The 17,753-nt window shown below is 58.0% G+C and carries 17 protein-coding genes; 9 read left to right on the top strand and 8 right to left on the bottom strand.

The annotated features are described in order from the left end of the window. Nucleotides 1-3: 3 nt before the first annotated feature. The gene (gene ffh / locus DES29_RS02475; RefSeq protein ID WP_005430921.1) at nucleotides 4-1,425 is read right to left on the bottom strand and encodes a signal recognition particle protein; all 1,422 of its coding nucleotides are present in this window, start codon (nucleotides 1,423-1,425) and stop codon (nucleotides 4-6) included. Nucleotides 1,426-1,698: 273 nt separating this feature from the next. Here ffh and DES29_RS02470 point away from each other — a divergent pair, with 273 nt between their 5' ends. The 4 genes from DES29_RS02470 (at nucleotide 1,699) to DES29_RS02455 (ending at nucleotide 4,117) form a co-directional block, all read left to right on the top strand. Further along, entirely contained in the window at nucleotides 1,699-2,511 is an 813-nt protein-coding gene (locus DES29_RS02470; protein ID WP_005430920.1) for a cytochrome C assembly family protein, read from the top strand. A gap of 9 nt (nucleotides 2,512-2,520) precedes the next feature. Continuing rightward, nucleotides 2,521-2,787 carry a PP0621 family protein gene (locus DES29_RS02465; protein WP_005430918.1) on the top strand — a complete coding sequence of 89 codons (267 nt, stop codon included), beginning with the start codon at nucleotides 2,521-2,523 and terminating at the stop codon, nucleotides 2,785-2,787. Beyond that, a complete protein-coding gene (gene ampD, locus DES29_RS02460; protein WP_016473583.1) occupies nucleotides 2,784-3,479 on the top strand; it encodes a 1,6-anhydro-N-acetylmuramyl-L-alanine amidase AmpD in 696 nt (231 codons plus the stop codon). The genes DES29_RS02465 and ampD overlap by 4 nt, the downstream gene beginning before the upstream one ends. Before the next feature lie 89 nt (nucleotides 3,480-3,568). Continuing rightward, nucleotides 3,569-4,117 carry a YggT family protein gene (locus tag DES29_RS02455; protein ID WP_005430911.1) on the top strand — a complete coding sequence of 183 codons (549 nt, stop codon included), beginning with the start codon at nucleotides 3,569-3,571 and terminating at the stop codon, nucleotides 4,115-4,117. 9 nt (nucleotides 4,118-4,126) lie between these two features. Here the strand turns inward: DES29_RS02455 and DES29_RS02450 are convergent, their stop codons facing one another. The 6 genes from DES29_RS02450 to DES29_RS02425 all read right to left on the bottom strand — a co-directional run bounded on the left by DES29_RS02450 (nucleotide 4,127) and on the right by DES29_RS02425 (nucleotide 9,869). Further along, nucleotides 4,127-5,086 (bottom strand): carbohydrate kinase family protein, encoded by a 960-nt coding sequence (locus DES29_RS02450; protein ID WP_113854395.1) that lies wholly within the window; start codon nucleotides 5,084-5,086, stop codon nucleotides 4,127-4,129. 92 nt (nucleotides 5,087-5,178) lie between these two features. Beyond that, on the bottom strand, nucleotides 5,179-6,021 hold the full coding sequence (locus tag DES29_RS02445; RefSeq protein ID WP_113854394.1) for a DUF3426 domain-containing protein: 843 nt from the start codon (nucleotides 6,019-6,021) through the stop codon (nucleotides 5,179-5,181). A gap of 42 nt (nucleotides 6,022-6,063) precedes the next feature. Beyond that, a complete protein-coding gene (prmA, locus tag DES29_RS02440; protein WP_005430907.1) occupies nucleotides 6,064-6,960 on the bottom strand; it encodes a 50S ribosomal protein L11 methyltransferase in 897 nt (298 codons plus the stop codon). 98 nt (nucleotides 6,961-7,058) lie between these two features. Continuing rightward, on the bottom strand, nucleotides 7,059-8,420 hold the full coding sequence (accC, locus tag DES29_RS02435) for an acetyl-CoA carboxylase biotin carboxylase subunit (protein WP_021994787.1): 1,362 nt from the start codon (nucleotides 8,418-8,420) through the stop codon (nucleotides 7,059-7,061). 19 nt (nucleotides 8,421-8,439) lie between these two features. Further along, nucleotides 8,440-8,913 carry an acetyl-CoA carboxylase biotin carboxyl carrier protein gene (gene accB / locus DES29_RS02430; protein ID WP_005430903.1) on the bottom strand — a complete coding sequence of 158 codons (474 nt, stop codon included), beginning with the start codon at nucleotides 8,911-8,913 and terminating at the stop codon, nucleotides 8,440-8,442. A 353-nt stretch (nucleotides 8,914-9,266) separates the two neighbouring features. Next, a complete protein-coding gene (locus DES29_RS02425) occupies nucleotides 9,267-9,869 on the bottom strand; it encodes a hypothetical protein (RefSeq protein ID WP_021994788.1) in 603 nt (200 codons plus the stop codon). A gap of 144 nt (nucleotides 9,870-10,013) precedes the next feature. Here DES29_RS02425 and mpl point away from each other — a divergent pair, with 144 nt between their 5' ends. The 4 genes from mpl to mgtE all read left to right on the top strand — a co-directional run bounded on the left by mpl (nucleotide 10,014) and on the right by mgtE (nucleotide 15,928). Continuing rightward, nucleotides 10,014-11,396 carry a UDP-N-acetylmuramate:L-alanyl-gamma-D-glutamyl-meso-diaminopimelate ligase gene (gene mpl, locus DES29_RS02420; RefSeq protein ID WP_005430900.1) on the top strand — a complete coding sequence of 461 codons (1,383 nt, stop codon included), beginning with the start codon at nucleotides 10,014-10,016 and terminating at the stop codon, nucleotides 11,394-11,396. Nucleotides 11,397-11,398: 2 nt separating this feature from the next. Then, on the top strand, nucleotides 11,399-12,028 hold the full coding sequence (locus tag DES29_RS02415) for a YqiA/YcfP family alpha/beta fold hydrolase (RefSeq protein ID WP_021994789.1): 630 nt from the start codon (nucleotides 11,399-11,401) through the stop codon (nucleotides 12,026-12,028). Between the two features lie 83 nt (nucleotides 12,029-12,111). Further along, nucleotides 12,112-14,136, top strand: coding sequence for a ribonuclease catalytic domain-containing protein (locus DES29_RS02410; protein ID WP_113854392.1), 2,025 nt, complete (start codon nucleotides 12,112-12,114; stop codon nucleotides 14,134-14,136). A 247-nt stretch (nucleotides 14,137-14,383) separates the two neighbouring features. Beyond that, the gene (gene mgtE / locus DES29_RS02405; protein WP_005430897.1) at nucleotides 14,384-15,928 is read left to right on the top strand and encodes a magnesium transporter; all 1,545 of its coding nucleotides are present in this window, start codon (nucleotides 14,384-14,386) and stop codon (nucleotides 15,926-15,928) included. A gap of 70 nt (nucleotides 15,929-15,998) precedes the next feature. Here mgtE and DES29_RS02400 read toward each other — a convergent pair whose 3' ends face one another. Beyond that, complete coding sequence (locus DES29_RS02400) at nucleotides 15,999-16,286, bottom strand: KTSC domain-containing protein (RefSeq protein ID WP_005430896.1); 288 nt, start codon at nucleotides 16,284-16,286, stop codon at nucleotides 15,999-16,001. Nucleotides 16,287-16,840: 554 nt separating this feature from the next. Here DES29_RS02400 and DES29_RS02395 point away from each other — a divergent pair. Further along, the gene (locus tag DES29_RS02395; protein WP_005430895.1) at nucleotides 16,841-17,740 is read left to right on the top strand and encodes a lytic transglycosylase domain-containing protein; all 900 of its coding nucleotides are present in this window, start codon (nucleotides 16,841-16,843) and stop codon (nucleotides 17,738-17,740) included. The last annotated feature ends 13 nt before the right edge of the window (nucleotides 17,741-17,753 follow it).

The raw sequence follows: 17,753 nt of genomic DNA, 5'->3' as shown, positions 1-17,753 counted from the left end.
GAATCAGCGAGGCATGCCGGGGAAACCGCCCGGGGGGAAGCCGCCCGGAAAGCCGCCGCCCATGCCAGGAAGCTTCATGCCGCCGAGCATGCGCATCATCTTGGAGAGGCCGCCGCGCTTCATGCGCTTCATCATGTCCTGCGTCTGTTCAAACTGTTTGAGCAGACGGTTGACCTCCTGCACAGGTACGCCCGCACCGGCGGCGATGCGTTTTTTGCGGCTCGCTTTAATGAGCTCAGGCTTGCGGCGTTCCTGCAGCGTCATCGAATCGATGATGCCCAGCGTGCGGCGCAGATTCTTCTGCACGTCCTCGTCGCTCACTTTACTCGCAGCTTGCTGAAGCTGTGCGGGCATTTTTTCCATGAGCGAGGAGAAGCTCCCAAAGCCGGCCATCTGCTGAAGCTGTGCTCGGAAGTCCGTCAAGTCGAATTTGTCCCCGGTACGGATTTTTTCAGCGAGCTTGGCCGCTTCGGCCATGTCGATGGACTTCGTGACGTCCTTCACTAGGCCGACAATGTCGCCCATGCCGAGAATGCGCGAAGCCATGGCTTCGGGATCAAAGGGCTCAAAGCCGCCCAGTTTTTCACCCGTACCGATGAATTTGATCGGCTTGCCTGTCACATAGCGAACCGAGAGCGATGCGCCGCCTCGGCTGTCGCCATCGGCTTTGGTGAGCACAATGCCGGTAAGCGGCAGCCGATCGTTGAAAGCTTTGGCCGTATTGACCGCATCCTGACCGAGCATCGCGTCAATCACGAAGAGTGTTTCGGCGGGCTTGAGGAAGGTGTTAAGGTCGGCAACTTCCTGCATCATCACTTCGTCGATGGCAAGACGACCGGCCGTGTCGACGATCAGCACATCATAAAAACGACGACGAGCTTCGCTCACTGCGGCGGCAGCGATGTCAAGCGGCTTTTCGCCAGTATGACTGGGAAACCAATCCGCGCCGGCCTGTTCGGTGACGGCTTTGAGCTGATCAATAGCCGCCGGACGGTACACGTCGCAGGAAACGGTAAGTACTTTCTTCTTTTCGTCGTGGACCAGCCAGCGGGCGAGTTTGCCGGCAGTGGTTGTTTTGCCGGCGCCCTGCAGACCGGCAAGCAGAATCACTGCCGGAGGCTGCACACGGAAATTGAGGCTGCGCTCTTCAGGGGGCAAGTCGCCGCCGATGATAGCGGTGAGTTCGCGCTGCACCACACCGACGAGCGCCTGACCGGGGTTGAGATTCCCGACCACTTCCTCGCCCATCGCCTTTTCTTTAATGCGGCTGAGGACCTCTTTCACTACGGGAAGTGCAACGTCGGCTTCCAGAAGCGCAAGGCGCACTTCGCGCAGCATCTCTTTGGTGTTGGCTTCCGTGAGGCGCGCTTGGCCGCGCATGGTCTTGACGATTTTCGAGAGACGCTGGCTGAGATTGTCGAGCATGAGCTATGAGCCTGAGGAACCGGCTTGGCGCGGGCGTCCGTCGATGCGGACCAGAGGCAGCGGGTTCGGGTTGTTCAGCACCTAGTAAGAAGGCGCGACTATACAATGAGATTCACGACGGCCGCGGAAATGGCCGGCCGGATTTCTCGTTGAAGCATTGCTTCAACAGAGAAGTGCGGCTGCAGACTGCGGACGTGAATCCATTATTTTAACCAAAGCCGTTGCCGGGATAGTTTCTCCAAAGAAGAAGCCAGTCTCGGGCGTCCATTTCCAATGTCAGTTCTCCTCATCTCCACCGGATTTGCTGCGCTCCTCTACCTTGTGAGCGGCATCGCCATCATGAGCGCGATGAAGAAGGGGGCGGAAGCCAAGGCTTCCAGCCTTCTGCGCTGGCCCGTGCTTCTCGGTCTCGTTCTTCACGGGTATGCCGTCGGACAGGAGATGTTCACGGCCGAAGCCGTGCACTTCGGGTTCGGGTATGCCGTCTCCGTGATGTTCTTCTTTGCGGTCGTGACACTCTTGATTGAATCTTGGGTGCACCGCATTCATGCCCTTTTCGGCATCATCCTGATTGCCGCAGCCTTTGGCGCTCTTTTTCCGGTTTTCTTCCAGGGACAAGTGGTGCCGGCCGCCGACTGGACGCTTGCCTTCCGCTGGCATCTTGTCTTCGCGCTGGCCGCCTACAGCTTCATGATGATTGCCTTTGTGCAGGCTGTTTTGATGATGCTGCAGAATACGCGTCTGCGAGCCAAGGGGCTTTCGGCCAATGACGACTTGCTCGATTCGCTCCCCGGCTTGGTCGTGATGGAGCGCGTCTTTTTCCGCATTGTCGCTACGGGCTTTTTCTGCCTGACGCTGGTGCTGATTCTGGGGGCGGTTGTCACGAAGGAGCTTCAGGGCGTCTACTTCCTTTTCGACCACAAAGCAGTCCTCACCTGGATTTCTTGGCTGGTGTTCGGTGTTTTGCTCCTCGGCCGTACGGTTTGGGGCTGGCGCGCCAAGACGGCTCTGCGTCTTTTCTGGGCGGGATTTGTTGTCTTTGCGGTTGCCTATTTTGTCTACAGCTTCGTTCTTGAAGTGTTTTGAGGCCTTTCGATGAGCCGCATTCTTTTCTTTCTCGGCATATTCATCGTCATTGCGGTGGCTTGGTCAATCAGCCGCCGACGGTCTGAACTCACCATTAAAGAGCGCGACGAACTCGAGGAGCTTCGCCGCACACAAAAAGGGCGCACGCCCGCTGCGGTGGGAGAGCCGATGGAGCGCTGCGCACACTGCGGGACGTATTTCCCTAAGCGCGATGCCGTGCATCGGGGCGGAAAGTCATACTGTTCGGCCGAATGCCGAGATGCAGACAAATCGTGAGCGAAGACACTTTCATCACGCAGGAGGGACGTCTGAAGGGCGTCCCTTCTTCGCCTCTTTATTCGTCGTCCTTTCACCCGAGTCCGTATTGGGATGAGCGGCCGCAGTTGACGAAGTCGGGTGCCGCCGGAGATCCGGTAGACCTGATTGTGCTGCACTTTATTTCGCTCCCTGCCGGAACATTCGGCGGCGACGCCGTCGATCGGCTCTTTATGGGCACGCTCGATCCCGATCGCCGAGATTGGCCTCAAGATCCTGCTTGGGAGCCCTTGAAAGCGCTCAAGGGGCTGCACGTTTCTACCCATTTCTTTATTCGCCGCACCGGTGAGGTGATTCAGTATGTTCCGACGGTGAAACGGGCATGGCACGCGGGACTTTCAAACTTCCGCGGACGCAACGCCTGCAATGATTTTTCGGTCGGGATTGAACTCGAAGGAACCGGTGAGGTGCCTTTTGCAGCGGCACAGTACCAAGCGTTGGGCGAGCTTCTCCCGGCTATCTGCCGTCGGCATCCGGTGAAGTGGGTGACAGGGCACGAATTCATTGCACCTGGACGAAAAAGTGATCCGGGTCCTTTCTTTGATTGGGGCCGTACCGCGCAGCTGCTGCCGGCCGGTGTTGCTTTAGCCATTGATGAAACCGACTGCGACCGTGAAGCGCTCGCTCGCCGAATGGCTGAACACTCCAACTGAAACGAACCGGAACGCCTCAAACGTAAAGAGAGGCGAGACGCAGACGCATGAGGTTGGCATAATGAGCGCAGATATTTTTGAGGCCGCTCATGCTCCATCTTCTGCAATACATTCTTGGGATCATCTTCAGCTGCTTTGGGGCCATCCTGCTTTTGCGGGCTTGGCTGCACTATTGGGCGCTTTCGCCCCGGCATCCCTTGTGTGAGTTCGTGCGCCGCATAACCGATTGGCTGGTCGTCCCCATCAGCCGCGTCGTTCCCACAAGGGGCGGTGTACATTGGTCGGCGCTGCTTTCCGCCCTGGCCGTCGCAGTGGTGGCCGTCTTGGTGCATCGCACGATCGGGCATCTGCCGGCGACCCCGATTGGCCTCATCATTGCTCCCTTTGCAATGATGGCCCGTTGGGCGCTTGAAATGATTTCTTGGGGCGCCATCATCTGGGCCGTGCTTTCCTGGGTGAATCGCGAGAGCCCTATGACTTATACGCTCGCAGTGCTTCTGGATCCGTTTATGCGCCCCATCCGCCGAGTGCTGCCTACGTTCCGTGGCATTGATTTTTCGCCGTTGGTGCTGATTCTGATCACGAATCTTCTGCTCATCGTCATTGTGCCGTTCTCGCGAGGATTCATCATTTTGTGAGCAAACGCGTTATTTTCGCGGTTGTTTCCCAAACCATTGATCAAAATCGAGCTGAGCAGCCTGCGGTGTGAGTTCGTAGTCCTGAGCGCCTGCGCCGGCCACTTTTCGGCCGGCAGCTACAGCCCCCCATTGCGCGGCTTCAACGGGTGAAAAACCGCGCTCAAGTGCATAAAGAAAGCCGCCGCGGAAGGCGTCTCCCGCTCCGACGGGGCTGCGAACCTTTTGAATCGGCATGGTTGGTACGAAAGCCGCATGACGCTCGCCGGGGAGCCAGACTCGTGCGCCGCGGCTTCCGAGCGTACGGACGACGATGAGTCCGCTCTCGGCGAGGTCGGCATCACTTTGTTGGGTTTTTTGCTCAAAAGCCTCTGCCTCAGAGTCTGAATAGATGATCCCGACGGCATGGTGCGCAAGGTCAAGGAGTTCTTCAGCCGAAAAGAGCGGAAGCTCCTGACCGACGTCGAAGAAATAGGGTATTTCGCGAGCTCTGCAGGCTTGAGCTGCAAAAAGCGTCGTTTCGCGTCCGCCGGGCGAAAGGATCGCGATGGCGGGCTGTGCTTCTTTTCCATCCGCATCTGTGGGCCAGCGGACCTCCGGTGTACGCTCAGCCGCCCCGGGATGAAAGGCTGCAATTTGAGCTCCCGTGTGATCCGTGATGATCAGACACTGTGCGGTATAAGCATTGCTGAAAACGCCGATGCCGTCGGTGCGAATGCCTTCTCTGCCGAAATGTTCAAGGTAATCGCCGCCGTCGCGGCCGACAGCGCCCCAAATCAGCGGTTCGCCGCCCATGCGCTTCATGGCGACGGCGATGTTGCCGGCACAGCCGCCGAAATCTCGGCGCATGGCGCGTGTGAGAAATGTGGTGTTGAACCCTGGCTCAACAGGGCGCGTTATTTGCTCGCCGAAGGCTCCGGCGAAGGAGAAGACTGCGTCGTAGGCGATGGAGCCGGTGATGAGAACACTCATGGGGTTGGTTTTTTGGGGTTTGAAGCCGAAATTTAAGAAAAAGCCCGAAGCTTCTGGCGAACGCTTCGGGCTGGCGGCAGGTGAGGCTCGTCTTAGCGGCCGGCATCTACAACAGGTTTAACCTGTGCAGCCGTGGCGGCAAAGGAGAGCGTTCCTTCCATCTTGATTTGAGCGGTAAGCGATTCACCGGCCGGCAGTATGGCCGGTTTTTGCGGGAAGCCGTAGTCGGCAGGTTCCAATACGCGCTGCAGGAGCGTGCTGCCCGCCGGATCAAGATACTTGAGTTCGATCACGGGAAGCATCTGCGGGTACTCGGACGTATTGGTGAGTTCAACAACTGCCGTGGGCTTAGCGAGCCCCAAAGTTTCATCAGGCGCAAGCGTTGCCTTTGCCTTGAAGGCCGAAGCATCTGCCCAGACAAAGCCCGGACATGGGAGACTGCGGCAAACCTTTTCATAGACAGGGCGAACGTAGGGGGCTTGAGAGAGCACAAACTGATGCATCATCAGAAATGCACAGGCGGCGCCGACCGCAGCACAGAGCAGAATGCAGACAAAGAGGAGGAAGCTCCCTAAGCCAGACTTCTTCGTGCGGTAGATGGCCGGCATCGGAGCGCCTCGGCCAGCTTCTTTTTCATCAAATTGTGCGGGCGGTTCAGTTTTTTCAGCCGTCGTCGGGGTATTGAGCTCCTGGGCGACTTTGGTAGCAAAGCGCGGTTCAGTCATCGGCTGCCGAGGAGCTGCCTGCGCGGCCTCAGACTTTTTTGCCTTTAATTCTGCAAGAGCGGCGTCAAGCGCTTGGTCGTCGACCTCTACGGTTTGCGCTGAAGCGGCGGAGAATTCGCGGCCGCAGGCGCTGCAGAGATAATTTTCTTCAGCAGCTCCCTCAAGGCGCCAGAGCGCCCCGCAGCTGGGACAGCGAATAATGCGGGCCATGGTGATCAGTCCTTTGGGCAGATTGTTGTGGAATACGAAACATCAGGCGCGGCGGCCAGCCAGGCACACCCAGCCGTCCTCTTCACGCCAGACCGAGAGTACAAGCGTCGGATCGGCGGCCTTATAGACGGCGATCACTTCGTCGGCTTGACGGGCAAGCACCCCTGAGAGCACCAATGCGCCGTGCGCCGCTACGCGGCCGAGCAGCGCAGGCGCCAAAAGCTTCAGCGGATTGGCCAGAATGTTGGCGACCACGATTGAGAATGTGCCTTCAGGCATGTCGGCCGGCAGCCAGAACTGAGCTTCGACATCATTTCGAATGGCGTTGTCGCGGGCCGCCTCAACGGCCTGAGGGTCAATGTCGGTGCCGCAGACTTCAGCTGCACCGAGCTTCTTGGCTCCGATAGCCAGAATGCCGGTGCCGCACCCGTAATCAAGAACGCGATCGGCGGACTTGATGTTTTCGTCAAGCCAATTGAGGCATAAGCGCGTAGTGGGATGAGAACCCGTGCCGAAGGCTACGCCCGGATCCAGGCGAACATTCAAGGCGTCGGCCACAGGGGGTTCACTCCATGACGGCACAATCCAGAGCCGGGGCGAGACATGCGAAGGCTGGAACTGCGCCTGCGTGATGCGTACCCAGTCCTGATCTTCAACGTCGCTCACCGAAAGCAATTCTGGCGCTTCGCAGCCCAGTTCTTTGACGCAGTCATCAAGCAGGTTTTTGAAGTGACAGTCGTCGGCGGTGAGTACCGAGATGATGGAACGCGGCCAGGCGCAGGTTTCGGGTTCCAATCCCGGTTCGCCGTAAAGCGGTGCTTCGTCGGTACTGTCGGCATCGGCATCTTCAAGAGAGGCAGCAAGCGCTCCCTTCTCGAGGAAGAGATCGCTTAGATCTTCAGCACTGCGTTCGTCGGCGAGGATTCGGTATTCACGCATGGTGGCGGCAAAAAGGAAAAGGTAGAGAAAAAAGAAGAAGCGGGACTCCGTTTTTGAGTTCCGCTTCCTGTGGATTGTAGCCGTTGGGAGGAGTTTGATTAGTTCACACCCGAGGATGAATGCGAATGGAGCTTTTCCTCAAGGTAGTGAATGCTCGTGCCGCCGCGTGCGAACCGCTCGTCAGAGAGAAGCAGGCGATGGAGCTTGACGTTAGTCTTGATGCCTTCGCAGGCGAATTCAGAAAGCGCTACGCGCATGCGGGCAAGCGCCTGTTCGCGCGTGTCACCGTAGGCGATGAGCTTACCGATCATACTGTCGTAATAGGGCGGAACCGTATAGCCCGCAAAAACGTGCGAATCGATGCGGATGCCGGGGCCGCCCGGCAGATGCCAAGCAGTCACTTTGCCCGGACAAGGCACAAAGGTGAAGGGATCCTCTGCATTGATGCGGCATTCAATGGCGTGACCGCGGATTTCGATATCGCGCTGCTTGAAGGAAAGACGCTCGCCGGCCGCGATGCGGATCTGTTCGGCCACGATATCAACCCCGGTGATGAATTCTGTCACCGGATGCTCGACCTGTACGCGGGTGTTCATTTCAATGAAGTAGAACTCACCGTTTTCGTAGAGGAATTCGAACGTGCCGGCACCGCGGTAGCCGATTCGGCGGCATGCTTCCACGCAGCGGCTGCCAAGCTTCTCAATGGCCCGGCGCGGAATGCCGAAAGCCGGGGCCTCTTCAATGACTTTCTGATTGCGGCGCTGCATCGAGCAGTCACGCTCGCCCAAATACACCGCATTCTGGAAGTTGTCGGAGAGCACCTGAATTTCAATGTGGCGCGGGTTCTCGAGGAACTTCTCCATGTAGACGGTCGGATTGCCAAAGGCAACGCGTGCCTCTTCACGGGTCATATTGACAGACGTGAGGAGCGCCGCTTCGGTGCGTACCACACGCATGCCGCGGCCGCCGCCGCCGCCGGAAGCTTTGATGATAATCGGGTAACCAATCTTACGGGCTGTCTGGATGATTTCCTGCGGGTCTTCGGAGAGTGCTCCGTCAGAGCCGGGCACGCAAGGGACGCCCGCGTCGCGCATGGCCTGCTTGGCGCTCACCTTGTCGCCCATCAGACGGATGCTCTCGGGGCGCGGCCCAATGAAAGCGAAGCCCGAGCTTTCCACCTGTTCGGCGAAATCGGCATTTTCCGAAAGGAAGCCGTAGCCCGGGTGAATCGCTTCAGCATCCGTTACTTCCGCAGCTGAAATGATGGCTGGAATATTGAGGTAGGAGTGAGACGAGGCGGCAGGCCCAATGCACACGCTTTCATCGGCCAGACGCACGTACTTAGCATCGGCGTCCGCCGTGGAATGCACGACCACTGTTTTAATGCCGAGCTCGCGGCAGGCGCGCTGAATGCGCAGTGCAATTTCGCCTCGGTTGGCGATGAGGACTTTTCCGAACATGAAGGTTCCTGAGTTGGGCTCAACCAAGAATGACGAGCGGCTGACCGTATTCGACGGGCTGGCCGTTTTCCGCGGCAAAGGCCTGAACGACGCCGTCCTTGTCAGCTTCAACTTCGTTGAGGAGCTTCATGGCTTCGATAATGCCGATCACCTGCCCTTTCTTCACGGTGTCTCCCACCTCAATGAAAGGCGCTGCGCCGGGCGACGGCGCACGGTAAAAAGTGCCCACCATCGGGCTCGTGATGGTTGGCAGGGCGGCCTGAGCAGCATCCTGAGCGGGAGCCGGGGCCGCCGCGGGTGCGGCAGCCGGAGCAGGCGCTGCCTGCGGCACGGCCGCAACGGTTACCGCAGCGGGCGCTTGCACGACGGGGGCTGCAGAAACGGTCGGGCGGTTGACGATGCGAACGTGGTCTTCGCCTTCCGTGATTTCAAGTTCGGCAACGCCGCTTTCGCTCACGAGGTCGATCAATGTCTTGAGTTTGCGAAGGTCCATTTTGTTTCAGCAATGAATGTGTCAAAGTGGGCTCCTGACGTCTGGGCCGCAGGTGCAGGGGAGCCGCACGGCGTGGACGGCACAGAGAGCCGCAAAGGCTGCTTAGGAGCGTCATTTTCTTTAAAAGAGCACTGAAAAGCAGATAACTCAGCGCAATTTTGCGCATTCTGCCTATTTCTTGTCAAAGAAAATCTGCCTCAACACTAGGGTATTCCCTAGGTATTGGCGTAAAACGACGCTCTGAAGGCCATTGCAAATAAACTGCAGAGTGTAGAGAGCAGCCGATGCCCTCGGTATGCCCTCAACGGGGTAGCCCAATACGGCAGACGGATGATGCTGGTTATGGCTGCGGTTTAGAGGGTGTCTGAGAGAACTTGGGCGAGTGCATCCGAAGGGAGTGCCCCGGCCGCTTCCCACTCGGCTTGAAATTCGTCGGGCCGGGTGAGTGCCGGGAGCGGCGTGTGCTCGGGAACGATTCGCACAAGAACGGGTTCGCCGCGCACGTCAAGCAGCAGAGAGTCCAAACATTTTTCGCCGACGCGGCGGGCAAAGGCGGTGGGGTAGGGAGCATCGAGCGGTTCGGGCAAAAACCCGGCATTGAGCAGCGCAAGAAAGGCTTCTTTTTCACCCGTGCCGATGGCGACAAGTTCTGCCGGGGAAGCCTCGACAGCCGCGCCGGACAGGACAACGCCGATCAGGCGGCAGTTGAGTTCCGGGACGCTGCGCATAACGTGGAGTGCAGCATGCCGTTTGGCCGCGAGCAGCGCCTGATGTTCATGAGGCGCAAAGAGTGCAAACCACCGGCGAATCTCACTCGCAGTGAGATTGGGGTCGGGGCGGATCCCCACCGAGCGCTGGGCATCGTGAAAGGCGCGTGCCCAAGTGCGGCCTTCGGCGGCGATCAGCTTGGCGGCGACGGCGGCGGCTTCTTGTTCCTGTCGTGTGTACTCGCGCATGCTGCGCCTCCCAGAGAAGAAAAATGCATCTGAAGAATTCTAGAGCGGCCGAGATGTCAGCAGTTTTGCGACAATTTCGGTCAATGAAATCCCAAGCGCCGCGATGCGCTCCTGGGGCTCCTACCCAATGCGAGGAATCTTTCGATGCATATCCATATTCTCGGCATCTGCGGCACTTTCATGGGCGGCATCGCTCAGATCGCCCGCGAAGCCGGCCACCAGGTGACCGGGTGTGACAAAAACGTCTATCCCCCGATGAGCGATGCGCTGCGCGCCAACGGTATAACCATCACTGAAGGGTACGGTGCCGAGCAGCTTGCTGTCGCTCCTGATCTTTGGGTGATCGGCAATGCCGTCTCCCGCGGCAATCCGCTTTTGGAGGCCATTCTCAATGCCGGCCTTCCTTATACCTCGGGCCCGCAATGGCTGAGTGAAAACATTCTTACCGGGAAGAAGGCTCGGACGGTGCTTGCTGTTGCAGGAACGCACGGCAAGACGACCACTACTTCCATGCTCACTTGGATCCTGCGCGAAGCTGGACTCCATCCTGGATTTCTGATCGGCGGCGTCCCTTGTTGGGGGGAGCAGTCGGCTGCTTTGGGCGATCCTCAGGCGCCTTTTGTGATTGAAGCTGACGAATATGACACCGCGTTTTTCGATAAGCGCAGTAAGTTTGTCCACTATCGTCCGCGCATCGCGATTTTGAATAATCTAGAGTACGACCACGCGGATATTTTTGAAAATCTCCAGGCCATAGAAACGCAGTTTCACCATCTTGTGCGGACGATGCCTTCGGAAGGAACCATCATCGCCAATGCCAAAGCGCCGGCGCTGGACCGTGTGTTGGCACGCGGCTGTTGGTCAAAGCTTGAGCGATTTGACACGCCCTTTGGCACGCCGGACGGATGGACGCTTGCCGAAGACGGTTCGGCATCGCTCGGCGCAGAGGTCTTCGGTGCGGTAAAGATTCATATGCCTGGACGCTACAACGAGCTCAATGCTCTGGCAGCGGTTGCCGCTGCGCGAGCGGCGGGCGTCCTTCCTCAGGCAGCTCTGAAGGCGCTCGAAAGTTTCCCCGGCGTTCATCGTCGGCAGGAAGTGAAAGGCGAAGCCGACGGGTGCCTCGTCATTGATGATTTTGCGCATCACCCCACGGCCATTCATGAAACGATCGACGGCGTGCGCGGCCGCTGGCCGGGACGTCGGCTGCTGGCGGTGCTTGAACCGCGCAGCAATACGATGAAGCTCGGCACGATGAAGGATCGGCTGGCCGGCGCACTGGCTGATGCCGATGCGGTCTTTTGTTATGCCGGCCCGGGTGTTGCCTGGTCGCCCGAAGAGGCTCTGAAGGCTCTGGGCAGTCACGCTTGGGCAACGCATGACTTTGATGCTTTGGTGACGCAGGTCGTGAATGCTGCTCGTCCGGGTGACGTTATCCTCTGCATGAGCAACGGGGGGTTCGGCGGCATTCATGGGAAGCTCTTAGCCGGACTCAAGGCCAAGGCTGAGTCCCGTGCGGGAGCTTAAGCATGGTGCCGTCCGCTGTTGACCGTGTCGTTTACCTGCACGGCTTTCGTTCCTCACCGGCTTCGGCAAAAGGCCGCGAGCTCGCTGCGGCCGCAGCAGAATGGAATGCCGATTTTTCTGCGCCGGATCTGAACCTTTCGCCGCGGGAAGCCGATGCGATCGTAGGCAGTCTGCTCTCGCCGCTCTCTGTCCAAGCACGACGGTGCACGCTTCTGGTGGGGTCAAGTCTGGGCGGCTTTTACGCACTTCGTGCGGCGCGGGCATACGGCTGTCCGACGGCGGTCGTCAATCCCTGCCTGATGCCTTGGGATTTTGTGCCGCAGCAAGTGGGACTCCAAACTATTTTTGGCACCAATCGAACGATTATGGTGAAGCCTGGGTTTGCTGACGAATTTCGCGAACTTGCTGCCGAAATGCCGGCAGCACCGCTGGATCCCGCCGATGCGTTGGTGCTGCTTTCAACGGCAGACGAGACGCTTGACTGGCATATTGCGGATCGAGCGCTGCGCGACTCTCCCAAAGTGCTTTCCACCGAGGATGATCATCGAATGCAGCGCTTTGCTGAGTGCTTGCCCGCCGTACGCGGATTTTTTATGCGGCGCAAGATTGTGCCTGCATTCGACGCGCGATAGTGCAAAATAGCGGCCTTGAGGAAAACACCGAACAACCATCGGACAGTTCGCGCTTTGCGCGAACGCAGTTGAAGCAGAACGCGATGTATCTATATTTCGAAGACGACGGAGCCTTCAAGGCGGGAACAGTGCTTTCGCAGGCTGGGAGCGCCTATCAGGTAGAGCTGACTACGGGGCGGCGGAGCAAAATCAAGGCCTCTCATGTCTTTTTTCCCTTTGAGACACCGAGCGCTTCAGAACTTATCGCGCGTATTCCGGAGGCTGCTGCAGAGCTTGATCCGGCTTTTCTTTGGGAAGCCGCGCCGGCAGAGGAATTTTCCTTTAAGGATCTCGCCCAGGAATACTGGGGTGAGAAGCCTTCGCCCGTAGAGCTCGCGGCACTGCTGACGGTACTGCATGCCAATCCGGTTTACTTCTACCGTAAAGGCCGAGGCGTCTACCGCAAAGCGCCGGCGGAAATCCTCTCCAAAGCGCTGGAAGCGCTTGAGCGCAAGCGCCGCATGGAAGAGCAAAAGAAGGCCTGGACGGCTGAAATGGTTGAAGGGAAGCTCCCTGAGGCGATCGGCCGTCAGGCCCTGACGCTTCTGCTTTCGCCCGATAAGAACGGAATCGAATGGAAGGCGCTCTCGGATGCTGCTGCGGAAACGCGGCAGACGCCGCTGCGTCTGATGCTCGCATTGGGCGGCATTGCTTCGCCTTGGCGCTGGCATGTTGACAGCTTCTATACGGCGAATTTCCCGCATGGCCGCGGTTTCCCTGCCGGCCTCCCGGAGCCCCCGGCTGACACGTGGGAGGAGCTCCCCATTGCCGACGTTGACGCCTTCTCGATTGACGATTCAACGACGACGGAAGTTGACGATGCGGCGAGCATCGAGCATCTTGAGGGCGGCATCACCCGCGTAGGCATCCACATTGCCGCACCGGCGCTGATGATCCAGAAGGATTCGCCGCTCGACACGGTAGCCAAGACGCGCATGAGCACGGTTTATGCTCCGGGTCTGAAGACGACGATGCTGCCGGAAAACTGGATTAAAGCTTCGTCGCTCGATGAAGGGCACCTCGTCCCCTGCATTTCACTTTATGTGTGGGTAAAGGACGACACATTTGCCGTCGAGCGCACTGAGACACGTCTGGAGCGGATCGCACTGAAGGCAAATCTGCGCTACGACAAAATCGATGATCTGGTCACCGAGGAAGCGATTGCGGCCGATGCACTCACCATCCCGTATGCGCACGAAATCGCTTGGCTGTGGCATTTTGCCAAACGTCTGCAGCACGGCCGTGAAGAGGTGCGCGGACGTCCCGAACCGACGGGACGTGTGGATTGGTATTTTGCGCTTGAGGGCGATGGCGAGGATGCGGTTATTCACGTCAAAGGCCGCCGCCGCGGCGCGCCGCTCGATCTGCTGGTTGCTGAACTGATGATTTTCGCCAACAGCACTTGGGGCCTTTGGCTCGAAGAGCATGGCACTCCGGGCATTTATCGTTCGCAGCGCATGGGGCGTGTGCGCATGAGTACGTCACCGGGACCGCATGATGGTTTGGGTGTGGAGCGCTATGCCTGGAGCACGTCGCCGCTGCGCCGTTATGTGGACCTCGTGAATCAGCGTCAGATGATTGCAGTGCTTCGCGGGGAAACTGCGCCTTATGGCCGCACCGATGTCGACCTTTTCACGATTGTGAGTCAGTTTGAAGCGATTTACGGTCTCTATTCCGACTTCCAGACTCGAATGGAGCGTTACTGGTCGCTGCGCTGGATTCTGCAGGAAAAACTCACGTCCATTGAGGCGATTGTCGTCAAGGGCGATCTCGTTCGCATCGACGGACTGCCTTTCATGCAGCGGGTGCCGGGACTCACCGAAGATCTTCCGCGCGGACGCAAAGTGGAGCTCCGTATTCTGGGGTGCGACCTCGTCGATCTTGTCATGGATGCAAGACTCGTCAAGGTGCTTGACGAGGCGATTACGCCCGAAGAGGAAGCCGCGCTTGAAGAGTCCCTCAACGAAGCGTCTGAAGTTGCGGAGGCAGCCGAAGAGGTGAAGGAGGCCAAAGCGGCTGAACATGCCGCACAGGCCGATGCTGCTCAAGTTCTGAGTGCACCCAATTAATTTTAAAACATCAAACATGGGAAAAGGTCGATTCGCTTGGGCGAAATCGACCGCATGTTTGGGATGTTCGCTGCCGCTTCTTTTCCTGATCCGGCACTCTTGAAGAAGCGGACGGTCTTAAATCGTGCTAGCCTCACGGGCGATTGCGGCTGAAGGTTTTTATTTGCAGCAGCCGCAGAGCTTCGTCCGGGAGGAAATTTTTTCCTTCTGTTCCGTCTAATCCTTGAGCTGAGAGAGGTACTGCGCCGTGAACCGCGAGGACCAAACAGAAGCGCCCAACGAGGAGATCGCAGGCGCTCCGACGCTCGATTCGGACGAAGCCAGCCGCGCGCTTGCGCGGGTGCAGCAGGTTCTCGATTCCGATGAGGATCGGGCTCGAGCTTTGGAAAAAGCTCGTGAAAAGGCCGAAAAAGCCGCTCGCGCAAAATCGGGGGGCAGTGAAAAGCCCGATGAGGACGACAAGGATGACGAAGCGCGTCCGCTGACGCCGGAAGCCGCGCAGCAGCTGCGTGACATTCTGGAGCCCCTCCATCCTGCCGACATTGCTTGGGTACTCGAAGCCCTGCCGCTTGACGACCGTCTTGCTGTCTGGAATCAAGTCCAGAGTGAGTCTGACGGCGATATTCTGCTCGAAGTCAACGAGGGCGTTCGTGAGACCCTGATCGAAGCGATGGACCGCGACGAACTCGTCGACGCGGTTGAAACGCTCGATACCGACCAGATCGCTGACTTGGTCGATGACCTGCCGCCAGATGTGATGGCGGAGGTTCAGGAAGGCCTTTCGCACGAAGAGCGTGCTCAGCTGCGCGCGGCCATGTCGTACCCTGAAGACTCGGTCGGTGCGCGCATGGACTTTGAAATGGTGTCGATCCGCGAGGAAGTGACGATCGACATGGTGCTCAGATACCTGCGCCGCTTCAAAGAGCTCCCTGATCATATGGACCAGATCTTTGTCGTTGATCGACTGGGGCGCTTAAAGGGAGCGCTTGCTGTCGCTCAGATTCTGACGTCCGATCCAGCCAAACAGGTGCGGCGCATCATGCAGACCGAGACCTTCACGCTCAACCCGCTCGATGATGCGAGTGATGCGGCACAGGCCTTCGAGCGCTACGACTTGGTGAGTGCGGCAGTCGTTGATGAGGCTGGTCGATTAGTGGGCCGTCTGACAGTCAATGAAGTGGTTGACGTCATTCGAGAGGAAAGCGACGAAGACGCTTTCAGTGCAGTAGGTCTGGATGACGAACAGGACTTGTTCGGCAGCGTTTGGGGAGCGGCCAAAAGCCGCTGGCTCTGGCTGGGCGTCAACCTCTGTACGGCTTTCTTTGCTTCGCGCGTGATTTCAGCCTTTGACGGCACCATTGAGCGCGTGGTGGCACTTGCGGCTTTGATGCCCATCGTAGCGGGCATGGCCGGCAATTCCGGCAATCAAACGCTGACGCTTTTGGTGCGCTCGCTTGCCACCGGACAGGTGACGCTGGCCAATACTATCGATATTTGGAAGAAGGAACTTGCCGTAGCGGTTGTCAACGGCCTTCTCTGGGGCGCCATTGCCGGCCTCTGTGCTTGGGCGCTTTATTGGGATTCGCCGCAGGGGCATACGCTCGGTCTGGTCATGGCGCTTGCGATGTTCCTCAACATCGTCCAGGGAGCGGCTGTCGGACTTGCTGTGCCGCTCATTCTGAATAAGATGGGGCGCGATCCGGCCATGGGCGGTTCTGTGCTGCTGACCTTTACGACCGATTCGGGCGGGTTCCTGATCTTCCTCGGGCTCGCGACCATTTTCTTCCGCTGACGAGAGAAAAAAAGACCGCCCGTGTTCACCGGGCGGCCTTATTCCATCTGATAGGTGCGATTAGCGACGGCTAAAGATCACCGAAGAGACGCTTCAGGTCGTCAATAGATTTCTTGGCTGCGGGCTTCTCCTCGTCGCTTTCCTTGGCGGAAATTTCACGCACGGTGTAGACATCTTCGATTTCTTCTTTCCAGTATTCGTGCGGCGCGCTGGAATGAAGAAAACGGTCCGCAATTTCTGACCCCACATTTTCGGCACGCAGCACCCGTTTGGTGTCGAACTCCACATCAAGCCAGCGGCGGGTGCGGTCATAGCCGGCGGAAGTGATGCCGCCGCGGTGGATAGGAATGCGCTTCATCTGAATGCCTCTTTTTAAAGCTTCAACAGCGTTCTGAAGATGATTTTTTAGAAAGTTGCCGGCGGAACTAGGCGCACGACAAATGATGGTTAGATTCTACCTATCGCGATGGCGGACAGATTGCATTTAACAAACGTGGCCAAGAGGTCGGCTGAGTTGAATACTGACGCAATAGTGAGATGGTTTCACTGCAATTTTTTTGAAACAAAGCAAAAACAAAAGCAAAATTTTATTGTCTTCAAGCGTTTTCGCAATGAGCGGGTACTCGCATCCTGATGGAAGATCTGTTAATCTGCAAACCAATCAATAGCCGAATGTGCGCGTTAACCCTAAAGCTTTAACGCTGTCGGTCCAGAAAACATCAAATTTTAAATTACAGCCGCAGCAGCAGCTCAGACAACCCTAGCAGGGCTTGTTTGATTTCGGGACGGCTTGTGCTCGTTTCAATGCATCTTCAAGACGTCGATATTTCTGCCCCTACCGTATCGCCCCTGACGCCTTCAAAGACTCCCGGGAAGCTTCTTGCAAGCATTACAAACGGGAGATTCTGGCCCATGGGTGCAGTGGGCTCGGCAGCAGTGGCTGCTGCAGTATGGCTTACTGCTGTTGGTTTGGCGGGGCCGGCCGGCGTCCAAGCGGCTACGCAGACAGAAATTGTCGCGATTGAAGAGGCCGATGTACATGAGTCGCTCAATCGGTTTTTGGAAGAGAAAGAAGCGAACGCTGTAGCGTTGGTCGAGGATTGGGAACGCAAGTCTCCAGCTTCGGAGGCGAGCTTGAGTGAGGCGGGCGATGCTTCAGAGGAGTCCGTGGCGGCTTATATCAACCGCAGCTACCGCGTTCCGCTCGAAGAGGCCAGACAGCTGACGGCATGGGCGTTGGAAATCGGGCAGGGCTTTGATGTTGATCCGCTGCTTATTCTTTCGGTAGCGGCTACCGAATCGAGTTTTAATCCTAAGGCCAAAAACGGCTCTGGCGCAGAAGGGCTCATGCAGGTCATGACCAGCGTGCATACAGAGAAATTCAAAGCCTTCGGCGGTGCAAAGGCCGCAATGGAACCCTATCCCAACATGGTGGTGGGCGCTTCCATTCTCGCGCGTCTCATTGACCGAACAGGCAGCGTTTCGCAGGGCCTCAAGCATTACTACGGCGCGGGCAATCAGTCGAGCGACAACGGTTACGCCGCTAAGGTGTTTAAAGAACGCAGCCGTCTGCAGGTCGCTGCAGCCGGTGACTCGGACCGTGCGGTGGAGCTCTCGCGAGCTAATCGGACGGGGCCCGCATACAACGCGAAACATCGTCCCCGCAATCTTGGCTACGGTGAATGGATGCAGCTCTTGGAAACGCGTGCGCAGCAGGGCGGCAGTGTGAAACGCCTCGCGCCCGAGAGCGATGCAGTGGCGGAAAACCGCCGGTCGTCAGATTCAGCTGAAGGCAGCAGTACTGAAAGCTAAGCTTTTATCGGCT

Origin of the sequence: Sutterella wadsworthensis (genome assembly GCF_003315195.1) — a bacterium.
In the GTDB taxonomy this organism is placed as follows: domain Bacteria; phylum Pseudomonadota; class Gammaproteobacteria; order Burkholderiales; family Burkholderiaceae_F; genus Sutterella; species Sutterella wadsworthensis.
The sequence above is the reverse complement of the archived record's forward strand: the minus strand, read 5'-3'. Positions and strand labels throughout refer to the sequence as shown.